Annotated in this window: 16 protein-coding genes and 2 pseudogenes; 8 read left to right on the forward strand and 10 right to left on the reverse strand. The window is 65.3% G+C overall.

Annotated elements, in window-relative coordinates; all coding sequences use genetic code 11:
* Positions 1-40: 40 nt before the first annotated feature.
* The 7 genes from cobG to ACQKPE_RS15430 all read left to right on the forward strand — a co-directional run bounded on the left by cobG (position 41) and on the right by ACQKPE_RS15430 (position 6,088).
* Entirely contained in the window at positions 41-1,357 is a 1,317-nt protein-coding gene (cobG, locus tag ACQKPE_RS15400) for a precorrin-3B synthase (RefSeq protein ID WP_427667128.1), read from the forward strand.
* Entirely contained in the window at positions 1,350-1,976 is a 627-nt protein-coding gene (locus tag ACQKPE_RS15405) for a precorrin-8X methylmutase (RefSeq protein WP_427667129.1), read from the forward strand. Before cobG ends, ACQKPE_RS15405 begins: the two co-directional genes overlap by 8 nt.
* The gene (locus ACQKPE_RS15410) at positions 1,976-2,707 is read left to right on the forward strand and encodes a precorrin-2 C(20)-methyltransferase (RefSeq protein WP_427667131.1); all 732 of its coding nucleotides are present in this window, start codon (positions 1,976-1,978) and stop codon (positions 2,705-2,707) included. Before ACQKPE_RS15405 ends, ACQKPE_RS15410 begins: the two co-directional genes overlap by 1 nt.
* Entirely contained in the window at positions 2,695-4,410 is a 1,716-nt protein-coding gene (cobJ, locus tag ACQKPE_RS15415; RefSeq protein ID WP_427667133.1) for a precorrin-3B C(17)-methyltransferase, read from the forward strand. The genes ACQKPE_RS15410 and cobJ overlap by 13 nt, the downstream gene beginning before the upstream one ends.
* A gap of 94 nt (positions 4,411-4,504) precedes the next feature.
* The gene (locus ACQKPE_RS15420) at positions 4,505-5,197 is read left to right on the forward strand and encodes a hypothetical protein (RefSeq protein ID WP_427667135.1); all 693 of its coding nucleotides are present in this window, start codon (positions 4,505-4,507) and stop codon (positions 5,195-5,197) included.
* Between the two features lie 61 nt (positions 5,198-5,258).
* The gene (locus ACQKPE_RS15425) at positions 5,259-5,471 is read left to right on the forward strand and encodes a hypothetical protein (protein WP_427667137.1); all 213 of its coding nucleotides are present in this window, start codon (positions 5,259-5,261) and stop codon (positions 5,469-5,471) included.
* The gene (locus ACQKPE_RS15430; RefSeq protein ID WP_427667139.1) at positions 5,468-6,088 is read left to right on the forward strand and encodes a hypothetical protein; all 621 of its coding nucleotides are present in this window, start codon (positions 5,468-5,470) and stop codon (positions 6,086-6,088) included. Before ACQKPE_RS15425 ends, ACQKPE_RS15430 begins: the two co-directional genes overlap by 4 nt.
* Here ACQKPE_RS15430 and ACQKPE_RS15435 read toward each other — a convergent pair.
* From ACQKPE_RS15435 to prmA, 8 genes are all read right to left on the reverse strand, one after another.
* Complete coding sequence (locus tag ACQKPE_RS15435) at positions 6,085-6,681, reverse strand: MarC family protein (protein WP_427667140.1); 597 nt, start codon at positions 6,679-6,681, stop codon at positions 6,085-6,087. The genes ACQKPE_RS15430 and ACQKPE_RS15435 overlap by 4 nt on opposite strands.
* Before the next feature lie 67 nt (positions 6,682-6,748).
* Positions 6,749-9,520: a response regulator gene (locus tag ACQKPE_RS15440; RefSeq protein WP_427667142.1), complete on the reverse strand. Its 2,772-nt coding sequence runs from the start codon at positions 9,518-9,520 to the stop codon at positions 6,749-6,751.
* Positions 9,521-9,655: 135 nt separating this feature from the next.
* The gene (purD, locus tag ACQKPE_RS15445) at positions 9,656-10,951 is read right to left on the reverse strand and encodes a phosphoribosylamine--glycine ligase (protein ID WP_427667144.1); all 1,296 of its coding nucleotides are present in this window, start codon (positions 10,949-10,951) and stop codon (positions 9,656-9,658) included.
* Between the two features lie 182 nt (positions 10,952-11,133).
* The gene (gene purH, locus ACQKPE_RS15450; protein WP_427667146.1) at positions 11,134-12,741 is read right to left on the reverse strand and encodes a bifunctional phosphoribosylaminoimidazolecarboxamide formyltransferase/IMP cyclohydrolase; all 1,608 of its coding nucleotides are present in this window, start codon (positions 12,739-12,741) and stop codon (positions 11,134-11,136) included.
* A gap of 77 nt (positions 12,742-12,818) precedes the next feature.
* Positions 12,819-13,139, reverse strand: coding sequence for a DNA-binding transcriptional regulator Fis (gene fis, locus ACQKPE_RS15455; RefSeq protein WP_008093076.1), 321 nt, complete (start codon positions 13,137-13,139; stop codon positions 12,819-12,821).
* A complete protein-coding gene (dusB, locus tag ACQKPE_RS15460; protein WP_427667148.1) occupies positions 13,136-14,149 on the reverse strand; it encodes a tRNA dihydrouridine synthase DusB in 1,014 nt (337 codons plus the stop codon). The genes fis and dusB overlap by 4 nt, the downstream gene beginning before the upstream one ends.
* Before the next feature lie 203 nt (positions 14,150-14,352).
* Positions 14,353-15,720: a DUF3426 domain-containing protein gene (locus tag ACQKPE_RS15465; RefSeq protein ID WP_427667150.1), complete on the reverse strand. Its 1,368-nt coding sequence runs from the start codon at positions 15,718-15,720 to the stop codon at positions 14,353-14,355.
* Between the two features lie 43 nt (positions 15,721-15,763).
* Entirely contained in the window at positions 15,764-16,642 is an 879-nt protein-coding gene (prmA, locus tag ACQKPE_RS15470; protein ID WP_427667152.1) for a 50S ribosomal protein L11 methyltransferase, read from the reverse strand.
* Positions 16,643-16,862: 220 nt separating this feature from the next.
* Between prmA and ACQKPE_RS15475 the strand changes: the two genes are divergently transcribed.
* Positions 16,863-20,678 carry a hypothetical protein gene (locus tag ACQKPE_RS15475; RefSeq protein ID WP_427667153.1) on the forward strand — a complete coding sequence of 1,272 codons (3,816 nt, stop codon included), beginning with the start codon at positions 16,863-16,865 and terminating at the stop codon, positions 20,676-20,678.
* Between the two features lie 49 nt (positions 20,679-20,727).
* Here the strand turns inward: ACQKPE_RS15475 and ACQKPE_RS15480 are convergent.
* Together ACQKPE_RS15480 and ACQKPE_RS15485 are read right to left on the reverse strand one after the other, a co-directional pair.
* A pseudogene (locus tag ACQKPE_RS15480) lies at positions 20,728-21,174 on the reverse strand (acetyl-CoA carboxylase biotin carboxylase subunit); the annotation flags it as partial.
* Positions 21,174-21,257 (reverse strand): annotated as a pseudogene (locus ACQKPE_RS15485) (leucyl/phenylalanyl-tRNA--protein transferase); the annotation flags it as partial. The pseudogenes ACQKPE_RS15480 and ACQKPE_RS15485, both read right to left, overlap by 1 nt.

A 21,257-nucleotide genomic window follows, 5' to 3' on the forward strand; every position in this document is an offset into this window, starting at 1 on the left:
CTACACTGAAGCGCACCTTCACGATTGCCGGACACCCCTCTTGACGCACGCCCAGACCCCCGACGTTTCGCCCCGCCCCTCGGCTTGCCCGGGGTTGTGGCGCATCGTCGCTGCCCGGGACGGCGGCATCTGCCGTATCAAGCTGCCCGGCGGCCTGCTGCTGGCCGGGCAGGCCGAGGCGGTGGCCGAGGCCGCCGAGCGTTTCGCCGGCGGGGTGATCGAGGCGACCAACCGCGGGAACCTGCAAATCCGCGGTATCCAGGCTGACCATAACGGCCTGGTCGAGCACCTGCTGGCCGCAGGCCTCGGCCCGCGTGAGGCGGCGGGTGACGATGTGCGCAACCTGATGCTCAGCCCCTTGGCCGGTGTCGACCCCGAGCAACTGTTCGACGTGCGACCATTGGCCACGCAGGTACTGGCGATGCTGGAAAGCACGCCTCGCCTGCATCAGCTGTCGGCCAAGTTCGCGGTACAGCTCGATGGCGGCGAAGGCTTGGCCATGCTCGAACACCCGCACGATTTGTGGTTGTCGGCCATGCAGCTCGACCAGCAGCCGTGGTTGGCCTTTGGCCTGGCCGGTTGCCCCGCTGACGGCCAGGTACTGGGCGCAGTGCCGCTGGCCCAGGGGCTGGCGCTGGTGCGCGCGGTGCTTGAGCGCTTCCTCGACTTGGCAACGCCTGAGCAGTCGCGTATGCGCCAGTTACTGGAAACCTGCTCGCCCACAGCCTTCGTCGAAGGGCTTGGGTTGGACATTCGCCAGGATGCCGACGTGCTGGGCTGGCGCCGCAAACCGAGCGCGGGCGATTGGCTCGGACCGCTTGCCCAGCAGCAAGGCATGGCCCTGGGCGTGGCGCCGCCCCTGGGCCGCCTGACCCCGGCCATGTTGCGCGGGCTCGCCCGACAAGCCCGCGAAGCAGGCGATGGCAGCCTGCGGCTGAGCCCCTGGCAGGGCCTGGTGCTGACCCATTTCAACGCTGAGCGCATCGAGCAGGCCCAGGCCGAACTGACGGCGCTGGGCATGCTCTGCACGCCCCGCGAGCCCCTGGCGCAGGTCACTGCCTGCACCGGCTCCAGCGGCTGTGCCAAGGGCCAGGCCGATACCAAGGCCGACGCGGCACGCGTGGCAGCTCGGTTGCACGCCAAGGCGCCGGGTAGCGTGCACCTGTCGGGCTGCCCACGCTCCTGCGCCGTGGCCCATGTCGCCCCGGCCACCTTGCTGGCCCGTGCCCCGGGACGTTACGACCTTTATCTGCGCGATGTGCGCACGCCTGGCTTCGGCCGCCTGCGCGCATCCGACCTTACCCCAGAAGAAGCAGGCGCGATGCTCGACCTGCCGACGGAGCACCTTGATGATTGACTACATCCGCGATGGTCAGGAGATCTATCGCAATTCCTTCCGGATCATCCGCGAGGAGGCCCGGCTCGAACGCATTCCCGCCGACCTTGAGAAACTCGCCGTGCGGGTGATCCACGCCTGCGGCATGGTCGAGGCCGTCGACGGCCTGCAATTCTCCGAAGGCGCAGGCACCGCCGGGCGCGAGGCGCTGGCCAAGGGCGCGCCGATCCTGTGCGACGCACACATGGTTGCCGAGGGCATCACCCGCGCGCGCCTGCCCGCCAACAACCCGGTGATCTGCACCCTGCGCGACCCAAGCGTGCCGGCGCTGGCCTTGGAGGCGGGCAACACCCGCTCGGCGGTGGCCCTTGAGCTGTGGCGCCCGCACCTCGAAGGCAGCGTGGTGGTGATCGGCAATGCGCCGACGGCGCTGTTCTACCTGTTGGAAATGCTCGATGCAGGCGCACCTCCACCTGCGTTGATCCTTGGCTTCCCGGTGGGCTTCGTGGGGGCTGCCGAGTCCAAGGCGATGCTCGCCGCCGACAGCCGTGGCGTGCCATTCGTGATCATGCAGGGCCGCCTGGGCGGCAGTGCGATGGCCGCAGCGGCGGTCAACGCCCTGGCCACGGAGGTAGAGTGATGGCCCCGCGCGGACGTCTGCTTGGCCTGGGCGTAGGCCCCGGCGACCCTGAACTGATTACCCTCAAGGCCCTGCGTCTGCTACGCGAGGCACCGGTAGTGGCGTACTTCGTGGCCAAGGGCAAGCGCGGCAACGCCTTCGGCATCATCGAGGCGCACCTGCAAGCGCAGCAAACCCTGCTGGCGCTGGTGTACCCGGTGACCACCGAGGTGTTGCCGGCGCCGTTGTCCTACGAACAGGTCATCAGCGACTTCTACGACGAAGCCGCCGTGCAAGTGGCCGAGCATCTGGATGCCGGGCGCGACGTAGCGGTGATCTGCGAGGGCGACCCGTTCTTCTATGGCTCGTACATGTACCTGCACGACCGCCTGGCGCAGCGCTATGAGGCCCAGGTGATCCCGGGCGTGTGTTCGATGCTGGGCGGTGCCTCGGTGCTCGGTGCGCCGCTGGTGTACCGCAACCAGACCCTCACCGTGCTCTCCGGCGTGCTGCCCCACGATGAGCTCAAGCGCCGCCTGGCCGATGCCGATGCGGCAGTGATCATGAAGCTTGGACGCAATTTTCCCAAGGTGCGCCAGGTGCTCGCCGAGCTGGGTCTGGACAGTCGTGCGCTGTATGTCGAACGCGCGACCATGGCCAACCAGAAGATCGTCGCCCTGGATGAGGTCGACCCGCAGTCTTCGCCTTATTTCTCGCTGATCGTGGTACCGGGGGAAAAATGGCAGGGCTGAACCCGAACACCGCCCCGGCAATCGTCATCCTCGGCCCCGGCAGCCTGGCCACGGCGCGGCGTATCCAGCAGCGTTATCCGCAGGCGCTGGTCCATGGCCTGCGCGGGCGGGTGGACGCCGTGGACGTGCATTACCCGGCCTTCGGCGATGCGTTGCGTGCGCTTTATGCCCAGGGCACGCCGATCATCGCCCTGTGCGCTGCCGGCATCGTCATTCGCAGCCTGGCCGGGCTGCTCGACGAGAAGGGCGCCGAGCCTCCCGTACTGGCCGTCGCCGAGGATGGCAGTGCGGTGGTGCCGCTGCTGGGCGGGCTGGCGGGGGTGAATGTCATGGCCCGCGAGTTGGGCGAAGCGTTGGGTGTGGCGGCGGCCATCACCACCAGTGGCGAGCTGCGTTTCGGCACCTGCCTGCTCAACCCGCCTGAGGGCTATGCGTTGGCCGATATCGAGCAAGGCAAGCGCTTCGTTTCTGACCTGCTGGCCGGTGAAGCCGTGCGCATCGAAGGCGATGCGCCTTGGCTCGCTGACGCGCAGCTTCCCGAGGATGGCGCAGCCCGGCGAACCATTCATGTGGGCTGCGAGGCACGCCCGGCGAGCCGCGATGAGTTGTTGATCCATGCGCGTGCGGTGGTGGTGGCGATGGATGGCGAGCAGGGCGAGGTGGTTGCCCGGGTTCGCCAGGCGCTCGGCAGCGCCGGCATTGCCGAGGCTGCACTGGCGTGCCTGCTGGCGCCGGAGCAGGCGATGGCCGAGCCTGCCTTGCACGAGGCAGCGCAGGCGCTGGGCGTCGCCCTGCGTTATGCGCCACAGGCCGAGCATCTGGTGCAGATGCTGGCGCAGGCCGTGCCGGGGGCGCGAGTCAGCGAGCATGCGGGTGTCGCAATCGCCGTGGCGAGCGCGCCGGTCGATATCGCACAGATCGGCCGCCGGCGCGGGCGCCTGGCGGTGATCGGCCTCGGCCCAGGCGCCGCCGAGCTGATGGTCCCGGCGGTCAAGGCCGAGCTGGCCCGTGCCGAGGACGTGCTGGGCTACGAGACTTATGTGCGCATGGCCGGCCCGTTCCGCGACGACCAGGTGCTGCATTGCACGGATAACCGCGAAGAGATGCTGCGCGCCCGACACGCCTTCGAACTGGCCGCCCAAGGGCGCTCGGTGGTGGTGGTGTCGTCCGGCGACCCTGGCGTGTTCGCCATGGCCGCGGCGGTGCTCGAAGCGCTGCACGCCTCCAGCGACCCCGCCTGGCATCGCGTCGACCTGCAAATCCTGCCAGGGGTTTCCGCTTCCCTGGCCACCGCAGCACAGGCCGGTGCGCCGCTGGGGCACGACTTCTGTGTGATGTCGCTGTCGGACAACCTCAAGCCCTGGTCGATCATCGAGAAGCGCCTGGACCTAGCCGCCCAGGCCGACCTGGTGTTGGCGTTCTACAACCCGATTTCCAAGGCCAGGCCCTGGCAACTGGGCAATGCCCTGGACATTGTGCGACGTCATCGCGAAGGCCAGACACCTGTAGTACTTGGCCGCGATATCGGTAGGCCAGGGCAGACGCTGCGGGTCGTCACCCTGGCCGAGTTGCTGCCGGAAATGGTCGATATGCGCACCATGGTGCTGGTCGGTTCGTCCACCACCTGCACGTTCGACAAGGCTTGCGGCGGGCAGTGGGTGTATACGCCACGCTGGTATCCCGTAGCAGGCGAGGGGCGTTAGGAACCCCTTCGCTCCTGTCGATCGAAGAGCACTTGGGTAGCGTGTGCTGCCCCGACCGCTTCGCGTCGGGGCACACACAGAAGGACTATCCAAGATGACCGACAACACGAACGTCACCACCACCAACAGCGCGGCGGTGGTCGAACAATCCCTGATGGCATTTGGCGCTGGCATGTCGTACCAGAGCCGCAGCGATGTGAAGAGTTCTTTCCAACTCGCTTCTCTGGTGGCCTCCAAGCGCTACAGCCAGGGAGACCAGGCCGAACAGTGGTTCGACGAATTCATCAGGACCCTGGAGGGGAGCGGCTGGGCTAAGGTCCGTCGCACCTTCGAGCGCGAAGATATCTCTGGCAAGTCGCTGACCCTCGGGGCCATTGCATTCAAGGCGATGAAAGTCGCAGGTCAGACGCTGGTCGGTGGGCCGCTCGGCGAAGCGATGATTTCGCTGGCCAGCCAGGCGGTGGACGGCCTGGACAAGGTCACTGAGCCCCAGCAACTGTTCTCCAGCAACGTGAAGAAGAAAAGCAGCGCCACGGTGGGGCTCGCCTCGTGCATGGAAATCAGCGAGGGTGAAGTGCTCATGGGGGTCGCCGCCATCAGCGCTGCCACCAGCCAGAACGACCTGGATACGCTGGTGTTCGAGTGGAAAAGCACCTCGTCGCAGAACTATTCGGGCATGGCGCTGCTGTCGTTCAACAAAGCGTCCTACAACGACAAACTGCGTGAAGCGATCATCGACAAGTTGGCCGAGCGCGCATTTGCCAATGTCATGGATTTCGACATCTGAACGGAACGGGGCTGTGCGCAGGCGCAGCCCCGTTTTGTCGCTTCTCGCAGGAGGTGATTCGATGAAACAGCAGGCCGCGCTCGACACGTTGATCTATGCGCAGTTGTTGGAGAACAAGGTGCGCGGCTCACGCTGCACGCATTTCCCCGGGTGGCATGGCGCGTACGTCCAGGCCATTGCCAGTAGCGGCTGGATCATCACCCAGCGCATGCACAGGGGGCCAGGTGCTGATGGCGGTAGGCTTGGTGCACGCGATAGCCGGAGGCGGACATGAGTGATCAACGCACTGCGGTGGTCGGTACGAGCCTGGTGACCATTCCAGGCGGCAATACGCAGCAACGCAGCGCCGTGCACATGGCCCTGTTGATGGCCGAGACTCAGACGCGGGCCGACTATGAAACCAACCCCAAGCTCGACTGGTATTCGGCTTACCGCAACAAGCTGCGCTACCTCGGTTGGGACGCGGTAACCCCCGAGCAAATTCATTGGCCGGACGAGAGCCGTGAGCAGATCGTCGATACGGCGTTGCAGACGATCGGTGCCAAGGGCGGGGATTACTACGCGGTCACCACCGGTATTGCGTTCGATCAGTTGAAGCGAGACGCAGGCACGCTGCTGCACTTCGAGCAGCGTAGCCGCGAGGAACGTCGCTTCCAGTTGGTGCCCTGCGCGGCGGTCAAAGGCGGGTATGTGGACATGGTGCTTTACCACGAGGTGTGCGAAACGGCGCAGCTCAGCGCCGGGTTTCTCTACCGCGAGCGCAAGGCCCGCAAGGTACGGGCGACGTTGGTGCGTTTCAACCCACGCCTGTTCGAACAAGAGTATCGGAGCAAGGTCGAGAGGGCATTGCACAGCAGCTTCGCCCGGTACATCCGCGACGTGGAGATCTAGCCGACCAGGTAGCCCCTGATGCCGGTGAAGATGATCTGCGCCGCGAGCGCACAGACGAACAGCCCCATCAGGCGGCTGACGATCTGCAGGCCCTGGTCGCCGAGGATCCGTTCGATGCGGTGCGAGAGGTACAGCACCAGGCCGACGGTGAAACTGGCCAGGGCGATGCTGACGATGGCCAGCGCCTTGTCGTCCCAGTGGGGTTGGCTGACGCCCATCACCAGCAGGGCGCCGATGGTGCCGGGGCCGACCGTGAGGGGGATGGTCAGCGGCACGATGGTCACATCCTGCTGCACGTTGTCGGCCTGCACTGCCGACTTGCCCTGGGCCATGCCCAATGCCGAGATGAACAATACGGAGCCGGCGCCGATGCGAAACGCATCGGCAGTGATGCCGAACACGCTGAAGATCACCCGCCCGAACAGGTACAGCAGCACGCTGGCGATCAGCACCGCGATCGCCACGCGCCAGGCGAGCTGCTTGCGCTCTTTGCTGGAGTGGCCGCGGGTCAGGCTGATGAAGCACGAAAGCACGAAGAATGGGCTGTAGAGCACGAGCATCTTCAGGTAGACGCTGAACAACTCATGGAGCATGGGCGTGAGTCCATGGCGGGAAAGGTGCGGGAAAGTGTATCAGCAGCTGACGCCCTGGCGAGTGGGCTCAGGAGGTCGATACCGAGCCCGAGGTGGCCGCACGGCGCGCGGCCCAGAACAGGATCAACTCGCGCAATTGCGACAGCTCCACAGGCTTTGCCATGTGCCCGTCCATGCCGGCCAGGCGCGCCCGTTCCTTGTGTTCACTGAGGATATGCGCGGTCAATGCCACCACCGGCGTACGCAGGCGCTGGTTGGCGGTTTCCCAGGCGCGCAGTTGCTGGGTGGCAGAGAACCCGTCGAGGATCGGCATTTCACAGTCCATCAGCACCAGGTCGTAACGCTGTGCCTTCATCGCCTGCAAGGCCTCCTCGCCATTGCTTGCGGTATCCGGCTCGAGGTTGAGCTTGCCGAGCATGCCGCGGATGACCTTGGTGGAAATGCTGTTGTCCTCGGCGACCAGGATGCGGAAGTCGGCGGGCAGGTCCAGCGGCGCTGGCGTGCCGTTGAAGGGCAGGGCCAGCGATGGCTCGCGGCCACGCTGGGCCAGTTCCTCGGCCAGGGTGGTCTTGAGGGTATAACCCGCCACGGGCTTGGCCAGGATGCGCTTGACCCCGGCATTGCGCGCGATGATCTTGCTCGGCGCGTTGCTGATGCCGGTGAGCATGACCACCAGGATGTCGTGGTTCAGGCTAGGGTCTTCCTTGATCTTGGCGGCCAGCTGCATGCCTGTCATGCCTGGCATGTTCTGGTCGAGCAGCACCGCGTCGAAGTAGTCGCGCAGGTGCGCCTTGGTGCGCAGCAGGGCCAGCGCTTCCTTGCCGGAGGGCACCGCGCTGACGTTCATGCCCCAGGCGCTGCATTGCTGTACCAGCACCTTGCGGCAGGTGTCGTTGTCGTCCACCACCAGCACCCGCGCGTCGCGCAGCGGGCCGTCGAGGTCAGCCGCGGGCTGCTCCAGGCGTGAGGGGTCGAGCGGCAGTGTCAGCCACAGGGTATTGCCCATGCTGCTGCTGGTCTTGATACCGAACTCACCTTGCATCAGGCCGATCAGCTGCTTGGCGATCACCAGGCCCAGGTGCCCGCCCAGCTTGTTGCTGGAGAGGAAGTGGTGGCTGTGCAGCTCGGCTTGCAACAGCGCTTCGCGCTCGGCGGCGGGCATCGGCTCGCCGCTGTCTTGCACGGCGACGCGCAGCCGCGGGATGTCGCCACGCTGGTCCAGCGCCACCACCAGCAGGATTTCCCCTTGCACGGTGTTCTTCAGGGCGTTTTCCAGCAGGCTCGACAGCGCCTGGCGCAGGCGCGTGGGGTCGCCGCTGATCACCCGCGGTACCTGGGGTTGGGTGAAGCTGATGAGCTCGATGTTCTGCTGCTCGGCCTTGGCTCGGAAGATGTTCAGGCAATCTTCGATCAGGGCGTTGAGGTCGAACTGCACGTCGTCCAGCTCGATCTGCCGCGATTCGAGCTTGGAGATGTCGAGGATCTCGTTGATCAGCGTGAGCAATTCGTTGCCTGCGCTATGGATGGTCTGCACGTAGTCGCGCTGCTTGACCGAAAGCGGCGTGCCGAGCAGCAGTTCGGTCATGCCCAGCACCCCATTCATCGGAGTACGGATCTCATGGCTGATCTTGGCCAAAAACTCGGCCTTGGCATTGATTTCCGCATCGCTGGCGGCCAGGGCGCGGCTGGCACGGGCGCTTTCATCGTTGAGTTTGCGCAGGCGCTCGCCCACCGCCAGGTTGAGCAGCATGCCGCTGGCGACCGTCATGCCCATCAGGATGCCCAGCAGCCACGGCGTGGGGGTGCGGGTCAGCCCGAGCAAGGCGGGCAGCAGCACCAGGCCGCCAAGGTTGAACACCAGCATGGCCAGGGTGAACAGGCGTGCCGGCGAGTAGCCCTTGTACCAGTGGTAGGCACTGACCAGCAGCATGCTGACGCTACCCAGGGCGAGCAGGGCATAGGTGGTGAGGTTCAGCGGCAGGGTGTCGATGAATAGCAGCATCAGGCCGCTGATGCAGGCGATCAGCATTTCGGCCTGCAGCAGGCGGTTCAGCCGCGGCGCGGGGCAACGGGAGAAGAAACGCTGGGTGAAATACAACCCCGAGAGCCCCGCCAGGACCAGCGTGAGGTAGGCGGCAGGGGTTTGCGCGCTGTGCCACACCTGCCACCACGGGCCGCTGAGGTTGAGCAGGATCAACGCACTGAGCAGCATCAGGGCGTGGTACAGGGCCAGCACCAGGGTGGTGCCGGAGCGTGCGTAGAGCACGCGGACCAGGTTGTGCAGTATCAGCATGACCAAGCCGCCGAACAGCAGGCCGAACAGCAGCGGCTGGCGCTGGTCGATGGCGGCCAGGGCGGCACTTTCCAGGCTGATGGCCGGGCGTAGCTGGTGTTCGGAAACCAGGCGAACGTAGATATCCAGGGCTTGTCCGCTGTTGGGCAGCGGCAGTGCATGGTCACTGCCACGCAGGGTCGGGCTGGCGTTGCCCGCTTGGCGCCCGTGGTGCAACTGGCGGAGCAACTTGTTGCCATCGAGGGCGTACAGGTCCAGTTGCGAGAGGTCGGGCGCGAAAATGCGCAGCAGGCGTTCCTGGTCCGCCGGTTCCAGGCGGTAGTGCAGCCACAGGGCCTGGTCGGGCAGGGCGGCATCCAGTTCGTCGAGGGATATTGGGCTGAACTGGTTGCGGTAACGGTCGGAGCGCACGTCGGAGAGTTGCAGGCTGGCGTGTTCGTCGAGCAGAACCGACCAGCCCCCGCCGGGTTCGGCTGAAGCCGGGGCCAGGCAAAGCAGGGTCAGCAGGCTGACGAACAGGGCTATGGCAATCCGAAGCCGACGCACGACGAGATCCTTTCTTGGCTGAGGTGCCGGATAACAACTATGCGCGGCGCGCAAAGGCGAAGGCAAGGCCCTTGGTGGGCCTTGTCGACGAGCCGAAGGCCGTGCGCAAGGGCGGCACGGCATTTCGGTTGTAGCTTAGTGCTTATCTTCACCGCGCTCGCGGGCAATTGCCCGGTAGCCGATGTCGGTGCGGTAGAAGCTGCCGTCCCAGCTCACTTCCTTGGCCAGGCGGTAGGCCTGCTGTTGCGCAGCCTCGACGGTATCGCCCAGGGCGGTGGCGCAGAGCACGCGGCCGCCGGCAGTGACGACCTGGCCGTCCTTGAGCGTGGTGCCGGCGTGGAACACCTTGCCTTCGAGCTTGGCGGCAGCGTCCAGGCCGCTGATCGCGGCGCCCTTGGCGTAGTCGCCCGGGTAGCCGCCGGCAGCCAGGACCACACCCAGGCTCGGGCGTGGGTTCCACTGTGCTTCGACCTTGTCCAGGGCCTCGGCGAACGCGGCCTCGACCAGCAGGACCAGGCTCGACTCCAGGCGCAGCATGACCGGCTGGGTCTCCGGGTCGCCGAAGCGGCAGTTGAACTCGATGACCTTGGGGTTGCCCGCCTTGTCGATCATCAGGCCCGCGTACAGGAAGCCGGTGTAGACGTTGCCTTCTTCGGCCATGCCGCGCACGGTCGGCCAGATGACCTGGTCCATGACGCGCTGGTGCACCTCGGCGGTGACCACCGGGGCAGGGGAGTAGGCACCCATGCCACCGGTGTTCGGGCCGGTGTCGGCATCGCCGACGCGCTTGTGGTCCTGGCTGGTGGCCATTGGCAGCACGTTGTGGCCGTCGACCATGACGATGAAGCTGGCTTCCTCGCCGTCGAGGAATTCTTCGATCACCACGCGCGAGCCTGCGTCGCCGAAGGCGTTGCCGGCGAGCATGTCACGCACGGCATCTTCGGCTTCCTGCAGGGTCATGGCGACAATCACGCCTTTGCCCGCCGCCAGGCCGTCGGCCTTGATGACGATCGGCGCGCCCTTTTCCTTCAGGTAGGCCAGGGCCGGCTCGATCTCGGTGAAGTTCTGGTAGTCGGCGGTAGGGATCTGCTGGCGGGCCAGGAAGTCCTTGGTGAAGGCCTTGGAGCCTTCCAGCTGGGCCGCGCCCTTGGTCGGACCGAAGCAGTCCAGGCCACGGCTGCGGAACAGGTCGACGACACCGGCGACCAGCGGCGCTTCCGGGCCGACGATGGTCATTTGCACGTTCTGCTCGGCGAAGTCGGCCAGTTGCTCCAGGGCCAGTACGTCGATGGCGACGTTCTCGCACTTGGCTTCGGTGGCGGTGCCGGCGTTGCCGGGGGCGACGAAGACTTTCTCGACGCGCGGGTCCTGGGCGACTTTCCAGGCCAGGGCGTGTTCACGGCCGCCGCTGCCGATGATCAAAACTTTCATGTCAAAACCTCGAATTCTGTCTGACGGGAGGCAAAGCCTCACGCTGTACGAGGTCGCAATGAAGCAGGTAGATGCAAGGCGGGGTCGGTTCCGATGAGCGGAGTTGCCTTCTGGCAATGAGCATCAGCGGAACCGGCCCCAACGCAGCAGATGCCTGCTTCAGTGCGGCCGATTGCCGTAAATCAGTGGCGGAAGTGGCGCATACCGGTGAATACCATCGCGATACCGGCTTCGTCGGCAGCAGCGATGACTTCGGCATCGCGCATCGAGCCACCTGGCTGGATCACCGCGCTGATACCCACTTTGGCCGCGTTGTCGATGCCGTCACGGAACGGGAAGAACGCATCCGAGGCCATGACCGCACCCTGCACCTGCAGGCCAGCATGCTCAGCCTTGATTGCAGCGATACGCGCGGAGTTCACGCGGCTCATCTGGCCGGCGCCGACGCCGATGGTCTGGCGGTTCTTGGCGTAGACGATGGCGTTGGACTTGACGAACTTGGCCACTTTCCAGGCGAACACCAGGTCGTGGATTTCTTGCTCGGTCGGTGCACGCTTGGTGACCACCTTCAGGTCGTCGGCAGTGATCATGCCGATGTCGCGGCTCTGCACCAGCAGGCCACCGTTGACGCGCTTGAAGTCCCAACCGGCAGCACGCTCGGCAGGCCATTCGCCACACTCCAGCAGGCGTACGTTCTGCTTGGCGGCCACCACATCACGGGCAGCCTGGGAGATTTTCGGAGCGATGATGACTTCGACGAACTGGCGCTCGACGATAGCCTGGGCGGTTTCGCCATCCAGCTCACGGTTGAAGGCGATGATGCCGCCGAAGGCCGATTCGGTGTCGGTGGCGTAGGCCAGGTCGTAGGCCTTGCGGATCCCGCCTTCGTTCTCTGGCACGACCGCCACGCCGCAGGGGTTGGCATGCTTGACGATGACGCAGGCCGGCTTGACGAAGCTCTTCACGCACTCCAGCGCGGCATCGGTGTCGGCCACGTTGTTGAACGACAGCTCCTTGCCCTGCAGCTGGATGGCGGTGGAGATGCTCGCCTCGCCCTTCTTCGCTTCCACGTAGAACGCCGCGCTCTGGTGCGGGTTCTCGCCGTAGCGCATTTCCTGGGCCTTGACGAACTGGCTGTTGAAGGTGCGCGGGAACTCGCTGCGGCCTTCGGTGGACAGGGTGTCCTTGGCCTGGTCGATGCTGCCCATGTAGTTGGCGATCATGCCGTCGTAGGCAGCGGTGTGCTCGAAGGCCTTGAGCATCAGGTCGAAACGCTGGGCGTAGGTCAGGCCGCCGGCCTTGAGGCCTTCCAGCACACCCGCGTAGTCGCTGGCGTTGACCACGATGGCGACGTCCTTGTGGTTCTTCGCTGCCGAACGGACCATGGTCGGGCCGCCGATGTCGATGTTCTCGATGGCAGTCGGCAGGTCACAGCCTGGCTTGGAAATGGTGGCTTCGAACGGGTACAGGTTGACCGCGACCAGGTCGATCGGCTTGATGCCGTGCTCGTTCATGATGGCGTCGTCGGTGCCGCGACGACCGAGGATGCCGCCGTGGATCTTCGGGTGCAGGGTCTTGACCCGGCCGTCCATCATTTCGGCGAAGCCGGTGTAGTCGGCCACTTCCACCGCGTTCACGCCGTTGTCCTTGAGCAGCTTGTAGGTACCGCCGGTGGACAGGATCTCTACACCGAGCTGTTGCAGCTCACGGGCGAATTCGAGGATACCGGTCTTGTCGGAGACGCTGATCAGGGCGCGGCGGATCGGCAGGCGGGTAGTCTGGTCGGTCATTTCGGATTCCATAACGCGGTGAAGTCAAAAAAAGGCGCCTCTTGGACGAGCCGCCTTTTCTGATTGGGATTCTGGCTTTACAACAGGTCGTACTGCTTGAGCTTCTTGCGCAAGGTGCCACGGTTGAGCCCGAGCATCTCGCTGGCCTTGGTCTGGTTGCCCTTGACGTAGTTCATCACGCTTTCGAGCAGGGGCGCCTCGACCTCGGAGAGCACCAGGTTGTACACGTCCGTGACGGTCGCGCCTTCGAGGTGGGCGAAGTAGTTGTGCAGCGCTTTCTCGACGCTGTCGCGAAGGGTCTGGCCCTCTTCGCTCGGCGTGTTGAGGTGCTGTTTGAGGTTGGCGTTGTCGCTCACGGGCGTTGTTCCACTCACTAATGTCTCGGTCATCATCGTCATGCGGCCACCCCTTGTCCGTCCTCTGTATCAAGGCTCTCTGTACGTTCGGCGAAAAACGCCCGAACGTTGGCGCACTGCGCTTGGGTATCTTCCAAGGCATTGAACCGGGCGCGAAACTCCCTGCCGCCCGGGCGTGTAGCCAGGTACCAACCTACGTGCTTGCGAGCGATACGTACGCCCATCACGTCGCCATAGAAGGCATGCAGCGCGGCCAGGTGCTCCAGCAAAATACGTTCAACTTCCGCAAGCCCGGGGGCTGGCAGGTGCTCACCGGTGCGCAGGTAATGCTCGACCTCGCGGAAGATCCACGGTCGCCCCTGGGCGGCGCGGCCAATCAGCAGGCCGTCGACGCCGGTGGCGTCGAGCACCGCGCGGGCTTTTTCCGGCGAGGTGATGTCGCCGTTGGCAAACACCGGGATCGACACCGCCTGCTTGATTGCAGCGATGGTGTCGTACTCGGCTTCACCGGTGTACAGGTCGGCGCGTGTGCGGCCATGTACCGCAAGCGCCTGGATTCCTGCCTGTTCGGCGATCTTCGCCACCTCCAGGCCATTCTTGCTCGTCCGGTCCCAGCCGGTACGGATCTTCAGGGTCACCGGCACCTCCACTGCGCCGACCACGGCGTGGAGGATTTCGCTGACCAAGGCTTCATCTCTCAATAAAGCAGAGCCTGCGGCCTTGTTGCAGACTTTTTTTGCCGGGCAGCCCATGTTGATGTCGATGATCTGCGCGCCAGCCTCGACGTTGGCCCTGGCCGCCGCGGCCATCATCTGCGCATCACCGCCGGCGATCTGTACCGAGCGAGGCTCGGGATCACCTTCGTGAATGCGGCGCAGGCTCGACTTGCGGCTGTTCCACAGGCTCATGTCGCTGGTCACCATTTCCGACACCACCATGCCCGCCCCGAGGGCTTTGCAAAGTGTGCGGAAAGGTTGGTCCGTGACCCCGGCCATGGGCGCGAGTATCAGGTTGTTCCGCAGTGTGTATGGGCCGATGCGTACCGCCGACATAGGTGTTCCCTGTTGTGGGGCCGGATCATGGGAGTTCGAAAAAGGGTTGGCATCATACCCGCTCTCGGTGACCGGATAAAGATGGAACTGGATAAAATCTGAACAGTTACGGGCTTATGACTTTTGCCATCGAGGCCGCAGGGCTTGGCTGGCGGGCAAGCCAGCACACCCGTGAGGGACGGCGCTGGCAAGCCGTTCGTCGTCTACTCGGGGGAGCGGAAGCTCAGGCTGTAGTTCACCGCCTTCGGCCCTGGGTCGAGGATGTCCAGGGCGATGTGGATCGGTGTCTGGCTAGGCATTTCGCCACGCCCGGCCAGTTCTCCGGAAAGGTACTCGCTGGGCTTGAAGCGTCGGCTGGCGATGAGCTGGCCATTGAGGTCGGCGAAACGCAGCTCCAGCAGTGGGAAGGGCTGCGAGAACGGCGCGCGGTTGTAGAGGATCGCGTCGACGATCAGCGCGCCCTTGAAGTCCGGGTGGCTGCGCACCACCAGGTTGCTGCTCTTGATCCGCGCGATGTCGACCCGCGTCGGTACCTGGCAGCCGACCAGCGGGCACACTTGCTGGAACAGGGGGCGGTAGCGGTCGTGGCGGGCCATTTCGTCGAAGTGGTACCAGATGTACTGGAACGCCAGCAGACCGGCGGCCAGCAGCGTCAATACGCTCCACAGCAGGCGCTTGCCCCAGTTCGCCGCAGGTTTTTCCCAGCCCAGTTGCAGTGGGTCGTCGACCACGTCGACCAACGGCTCCTTGCGCGCTCGCGTGGGCTTGCTGGCCAGTACCGGCTCCAGGCGCTCCCCTGGGGCGGGGTCATGTTCGTCATCATCGTCGCGGGCCGAGACACGCGCCGTGGCGGGCTCGTCATCGAGCGCCGAAAAGCCTTTCGACACGGGCGGCTCATCGTCTTCGAGGGGCGATTTGGCAGGCGGTTCCGAGGGCTGCTCGGCAACCGTCTTGTGCACAGGCGGTTCGTCGTCCAGGTCCAAGGCGAGGCCCAGGGTGGGCTCGGTGCGCGATTCGGCTGGCGGCTCCAGGTTGACGATTTCCTGCTCGATGGGCGCCTGTGCCAGCGGCGGTTGAGTTTCAGGCTCAAGGTGAGGGTCGCCGTCATTGGCGGTGCCGAAGGGCTTGTCGTCATGCTCGTCGCCGTGGTGCTCGTCGCGGCGGGCCTGCAAGGTTTCAGCGTTGGCCTTGGCCTCGCGCTCGGGTTGCGCCCCGCGGCGCTCCAGGCGCGCCAGTTCCTGGTCGAGGTCCAGTTCATCCAGTGCTTGTGTGGTGCTGGCCCAGTCGTCCCGGCTTGGCGGCACGGGTGCGACCTCGGCAGCCTTCACCGGTACCACCGGTGGCGCCACCACCACTGCCGGCTCGACAGCCGAAGGTGGCGCTGTCACGGGCACCAGGGGTTGCGGCTGGGCGTTGGCTGCCTGGCTCTGCTCCAGCAACTGGCGCGCCGCATTGAACACCTGCAGGCATTGGCCGCAGCGCACCACACCACGCGCCACACTCAGTTGGTGGTGAGTGACGCGGAAGCTGGTCTGGCAATGCGGGCACTGGGTGACGAAACTGTCGGTCATGCGGCGGTCCGGAGGGCTTGGCAGAAGTTGAGTCTAGGTCTACTCAGCGGCGGCGACCACTGATCCGCACCCAGCCATCGCGCACGACGATCGGGTCCAGGTCGAAGTCGGCGGCGTAGGCGGCGGCCACTTCCTCGCCCTGTTCGGCGAGGATGCCCGACAGTGCCAGCAGGCCACCGGGGCGCACCAGGCCGGACAGTTGCGGGGCCAGCGACACCAGCGGGCCGGCCAGGATATTGGCGACCAGCACGTCGGCCTGCATGGCTGGCATCTGCTCGGGCAGGTACAGGGCGAATGTGTCGTCGGCGATGCCGTTGCGCTGGGCGTTGTCGCGTGAGGCCTCCAGGGCCTGCACGTCGATGTCGGTGCCGACCGATTCGCGGGCGCCCAGCAGCAGTGCGGCGATGGCCAGGATGCCCGAGCCGCAGCCGAAGTCCAGCACCTGGGTGCCTTCCAGGGCTTGGCCGTCGAGCCATTCCAGGCACAGGGCGGTGGTCGGGTGGGTGCCGGTGCCGAACGCCAGGCCCGGGTCGAGCAGCAGGTTCACGGCCTCTTTCTCGGGCGCCTCGTGCCAGCTTGGCACGATCCACAGGCGGCGGCCGAAACGCATAGGCTGGAAGTTGTCCATCCAGCTGCGCTCCCAGTCCTGGTCCTCGATTACCTCGGCCTGGTGCTCGGGCAACTCGCTGCCGGTCAGCAGGCGCAGGTGGGCGAACACCTGCTCGGGGTCGGCATCGGCCTCGAACAGTGCCAGCAGGTGGGTGTGCGACCACAGCGGGGTGGTGTTGAGGTCCGGCTCGAAGATCGGCTGGTCCTCGGCGTCCATGAAGGTCACCGAGACGGCCCCCACTTCCAGCAGGGCATCTTCGTAGGTTTCGGCTTGTTCCGGGCTGATGGCCAGGCGTACTTGCAGCCAGGGCATGGCGGGCACCTTTGAGAAATCGACAAGGGCAGCCCGAGGCTGCGCGAAACCCGGCAGTCTACGCGAGTGCGGCGTATTTGTGGATGACCTGGGCCGAGCGGCAGGCCGCTTGGCAGCATTATCTAACGCTTGCCGGGCCCTCGGGCTTTCGATACTCGCCGCTCCCAAAGCCCAAGGAGCAGCTGAGATGAACCCACAGGATTAGACAACGGATACCCAAGTGCTGGAGCGCTTGAGCCAGTGGGGCGAGGCCTTCGCCACGCGGCTCGGCTCGCAGCCAGGCTGGTTCGATCTGTTGGAGGAGCAGTTGTTCATCGAGTTGGCGACTTACTTGCCCGAGGCGACATTCGTCGACGCCTTTGTCGACAACCTTATCGATACCCTGTTGCAGCGGCGTATCGACCAGGCGTTGCCGGCCTACGACACCAGCACCGATGGGCCTGCCCGGTGGGGCGACTCAAGCGACTACGTCATTCCCGAGCCGCGCCGGGAAATCCTGACGCAGGTCGTCGAAGCCATGAGCGAGCGGCTGGTCAGTGTCTATACCGATGCCCTGGCGCGCCATTGGCAAGCCGTGCCGGAAGATCTGCAGGCGCCTGGTGCTTATCGCCTGCAACTGCAGGCGCTGCTCGACGCTCACAGCGCCGAGCTCGCGGCCCTGTTCGACAGCGTTGCGCTTCAGGGGCAGACGGCCCAGGGCCTGCGAGCACAAATGGAGGACTTCGAGGCACGCTGGCGTAGCCAGTCAGTGCTGCGAGCGCTGGCCACGCAGGCGCAAGCCGAGCATCTGGACCAGCTGGGCAGGCGGCTTCAGGCGGACTGGGTGAACGGGCTCTCGTCTGCCGAGCAGGATGCGCTGAAGGCGACCCAGGCGCGCCTGGACGATGCGCTTGCGCTGTACGGCGCGCTGATGGAGGGGGCGCAGACACTGCACGCCTATGCCTGTGTGCGTGCCGAGCGTTACCTGTTCGAGGAAACCGGGTATCGCATGGACCCCGAGCGCATTGTGGTGCATCGGCGTTTTGCCGATGGCTACCAGACAGACGGCGACACCCTCAGCCTTGCCGCGTTGGTGGCAACTGGCCCGGTCGACGGCGGCCAGGTCTACCTGCTGGAGCGGTTCGAGGCGCCTCGACGTTACGCCCATGCACTGTCGAGCGAACAGCTCGGCGAGCTGCTCGCCACACTGGACGCCCCGGCGGACTATCTCCAGGCCCTGACGACGCGCTATAGCCAGGATGACGTGAACAGCGCGATGAGTGAGATGTTCGAGGCCCGGTTGCAGCACAGCCTGTTGATCGCGCGGTATGCCGGGCACGTCGAGGGTACTTTGGCCGATCAGGTCGAAGCCACCGCCAGTGCCGAGGGCGGGCCATTGCAGGTGCGCACCTTGGGCTTGTTGCCGGGTAGCAGCTGGTGCGACCTGCTGCTGTTCTACCGCGAAGACGCCCAGGGCGTGCCAGGCAAGCATGTGCTCTATGCCCCAGGCAAGCCCGATGGCCAGGAGTGGGTCGAGGCGAACAGCCTGCTGGCCATCACCGAGGAGATTGTCGGCTGGCTCGATGACGAGGCGGGCCGGCAGTATCTCGTGGGGCTCACGCCACACACCTTGCGCAGCCATGCGCTCGAGCAATACGCCAGGCTGGCGCTGAACGTGAGCAGTTGGGACCCCTCCCGCGACCTGCGTGGCCTGCCGGTTGGGTATGAGGCCTGCCTCAGGGAGTTGCTCGAATCGCGTCAGATCTTCCACCTGGGGGATGTCCAGGCGCAGGACTCGCCAGACTGGTATCGCCGCCTGAGCGCTGGCGAACGCCGTTTGCAGAATGCCGATCGGCAGCGGGCGCAGCGCTTCGAGCAGGCCTTCGAGCGTCATATGGCAGGCTATGAAACCTTCCAGGCATACGTGCGGCGTACGGTTGCCGAACGCATCGCGCCCTACCTGCGCAGCGTCGGGGTCAGCGAAATGATCGACCCGCAAACCATCCTGATCGACTACGCCAAAAACGACAGCGGCACGCTCCAGGGCACCATGACCCTGCTCGAGCTGGCGCTCCATGGCTACGACGACAATTCCGGCATCGACAACCCCGCGCACGGCGTGCGCTCATCGCTCGGGCAGAACCTGGAGGCGGTACGCAGCGCGCCCCTGGCCTCGTTTGCTCGTTCTGCCTACCTGGGGCAGCACTACGTGCAGGCCATGACCGCCAAGTACCTGGACAGCACTCATGCCGACTATGCCGTGCGCCGCACGGCCTTCAACCGCATGCTCGTGGCAATGCTCGACCGCGACTTGCGCCAGGCCTTGGGGCAGGCGCATGTGAGTACCGAGGTGCACCCGAAGCTTGCCAGGTTGGTATCCAGCGCATCGGCGTGGGGTACACCGAGCGAAAGGCCGCTCAACCCGGAAAGTGTCGCGACCAGCGAAGGCATCTTCCGCCTGACCCTCGATGACGTCCCGGTGCTGGGCGTGTACGTCTACCGGTTGATCGAGAATGGTCGCGCGCAGGACTGGCTCTACACGCCTTCTGCGCCGGATCACCGCCTGTTGAGGCCCTATGCAGAGCTGCGTGGCGAGCGCGCCGTGGTGTTGCACGATTACCTGGTCGCTCGCACCACCCAGGCCAATTACGAGGCCGCCAGCGCGTTCCTGGTGCGGCTGGCGGCGCAGCGGGCACACCTGGACGCCCTGCGTGAACAGCAGCGTGTGCGCAACCTGGTCGATCAGTTCGATGCCTACCTCCAGCATGGCTTGGATGACGTCAGCCAGGTGACCCGCACGCGTGCCCAGGTGATCCGGGCGCAGGTGCTCAAAGGCGCGTTCGCCTTCGCGCTGCCGCTGTCGCTGGTGTGCCCGCCGTTCGCCTTGCTGATGGACATGGCGTTCGTGGTCGCCGCTTTGCGCGCGGCGCTCATCGCCCATGGCAGAGGTGAAACCCAGCGGGCCCTGATGGGTTGGATGGAGGCGTCCTGGGCGCTACTCGGCGTGGGGCTGGTGGCTGGGGCGGCCGTCGGCAGCCTGCGTAGCCTGGCAAGCCTGAAGGCCACGAAGGTCACCAGGGCGCCTGGCCACGAAACCTTGGGCATGGACACGCGCTGGGCGCTCGAGCAGCGTCCGGCCGGGCTTGGGGCAGCGCAGGTCGAAGGTGTCTGGAGGGGCACGCGATTGGCGGACGATGGCAATCACTACGTGCGTTATCGCGGGCGCTATTACCAGCTGCAGCACCAAGGCAGCGATGACTTCCTGCGTGTGGTGAGCGCTCGCCGTCCCGAGGCGGCCTACAAACTGCCTGTGCGGGTGACTGCAGATGGGCGCCTGCACTCGGTGATTCCGGGGCTGCGTGGGGGCAACCCGACGCAGGAGCGTGGTTGGGTGCATGCCGCCAATGCGATCTTCCCCGGGCGGGAAACGCCATCGACATGGCGCGGTGCGATGCAGGGCGAGGGGGTGCATGCGCGCTTTCAAGCCGCAGGCACGGACAACTACCTGTTCACGGTGAACGTACAGTCGTGCGTTGGCGTATCGCTGTACAACGCGGCCGACCAGGTGGGTGCCGTGCTGCACATCGATCACAACGTGGTGAGGTATATCAGCCCGTTGATTCGGGCTGCTGTGGAGAAGGTACGCAATGGCAATGACGCGGCGTCGGTGTCGGCGGTGATGGTCGGTGGCGATTGGCTTTCCACTGCGAGCATCGGTGGCCCGGTGAGGCGCCTGCTCAGGCGCGAAGGGCTGGAGCCGGTCTGGAAGCACTGGTCGTATTCTTCGCTGGTCGGTGCCAATACCTACGGGATGACGCTGGACCTGCAAAGTGGCATCACCAGCGTGTACCGGACCACGCAGCACTTCGTCGAGCAGCTCTATGAGGCCCACCATGTTGCGGTGTTGGCGGGGCGCGACGTGATGTCCGAGCGAATGCTGCGCTTCATGTGGCGCGTCGACCCGGCCAAGACCCGGGCATTACTGCCCGATGCCGCCGCCAGTACCGGCGACCCCAAGGCGTTCATCCTGCTGGATGTGAACCACCTGGTGCGCTAAAAAAAGAAACCCCGGCACCAGGCCGGGGTTCTTTTTTTCCGCTACTCGATCAGTCCTGGTTGGCCAGTTTGTGCTCGAGGTAGTGGATGTTCACGCCGCCTTTGCAGAAACCTTCATCACGCACCAGGTCGCGGTGCAGCGGGATGTTGGTCTTGATGCCGTCGACGACGATCTCGTCCAGGGCATTGCGCATGCGCGCCATGGCTTCGTCGCGGTCCTTGCCGTAGGTGATCAGCTTGCCGATCAGCGAGTCGTAGTTCGGCGGAACCGAATAGCCGCTGTACAGGTGCGAGTCGACCCGCACGCCATTGCCGCCTGGGGCATGGAAGTGCTTGACGGTGCCTGGGCTCGGGATGAACTTCTTCGGGTCTTCGGCGTTGATCCGGCACTCCAGCGAGTGACCACGGATCACCACGTCTTCCTGGCGGAACGACAGCTTGTTGCCAGCGGCGATGCTGAGCATCTCCTTGACGATGTCGATACCGGTGACCATTTCACCTTGGAGGCGTTGTCGGCGCGGCTGAACATCGACTCGCCAAAGAACAGGCGGCCCATGGCCAGGCCATAGAGGCCGCCGAC

Origin of the sequence: Pseudomonas sp. NPDC089554 (assembly GCF_050280645.1) — a bacterium.
In the GTDB taxonomy this organism is placed as follows: domain Bacteria; phylum Pseudomonadota; class Gammaproteobacteria; order Pseudomonadales; family Pseudomonadaceae; genus Aquipseudomonas.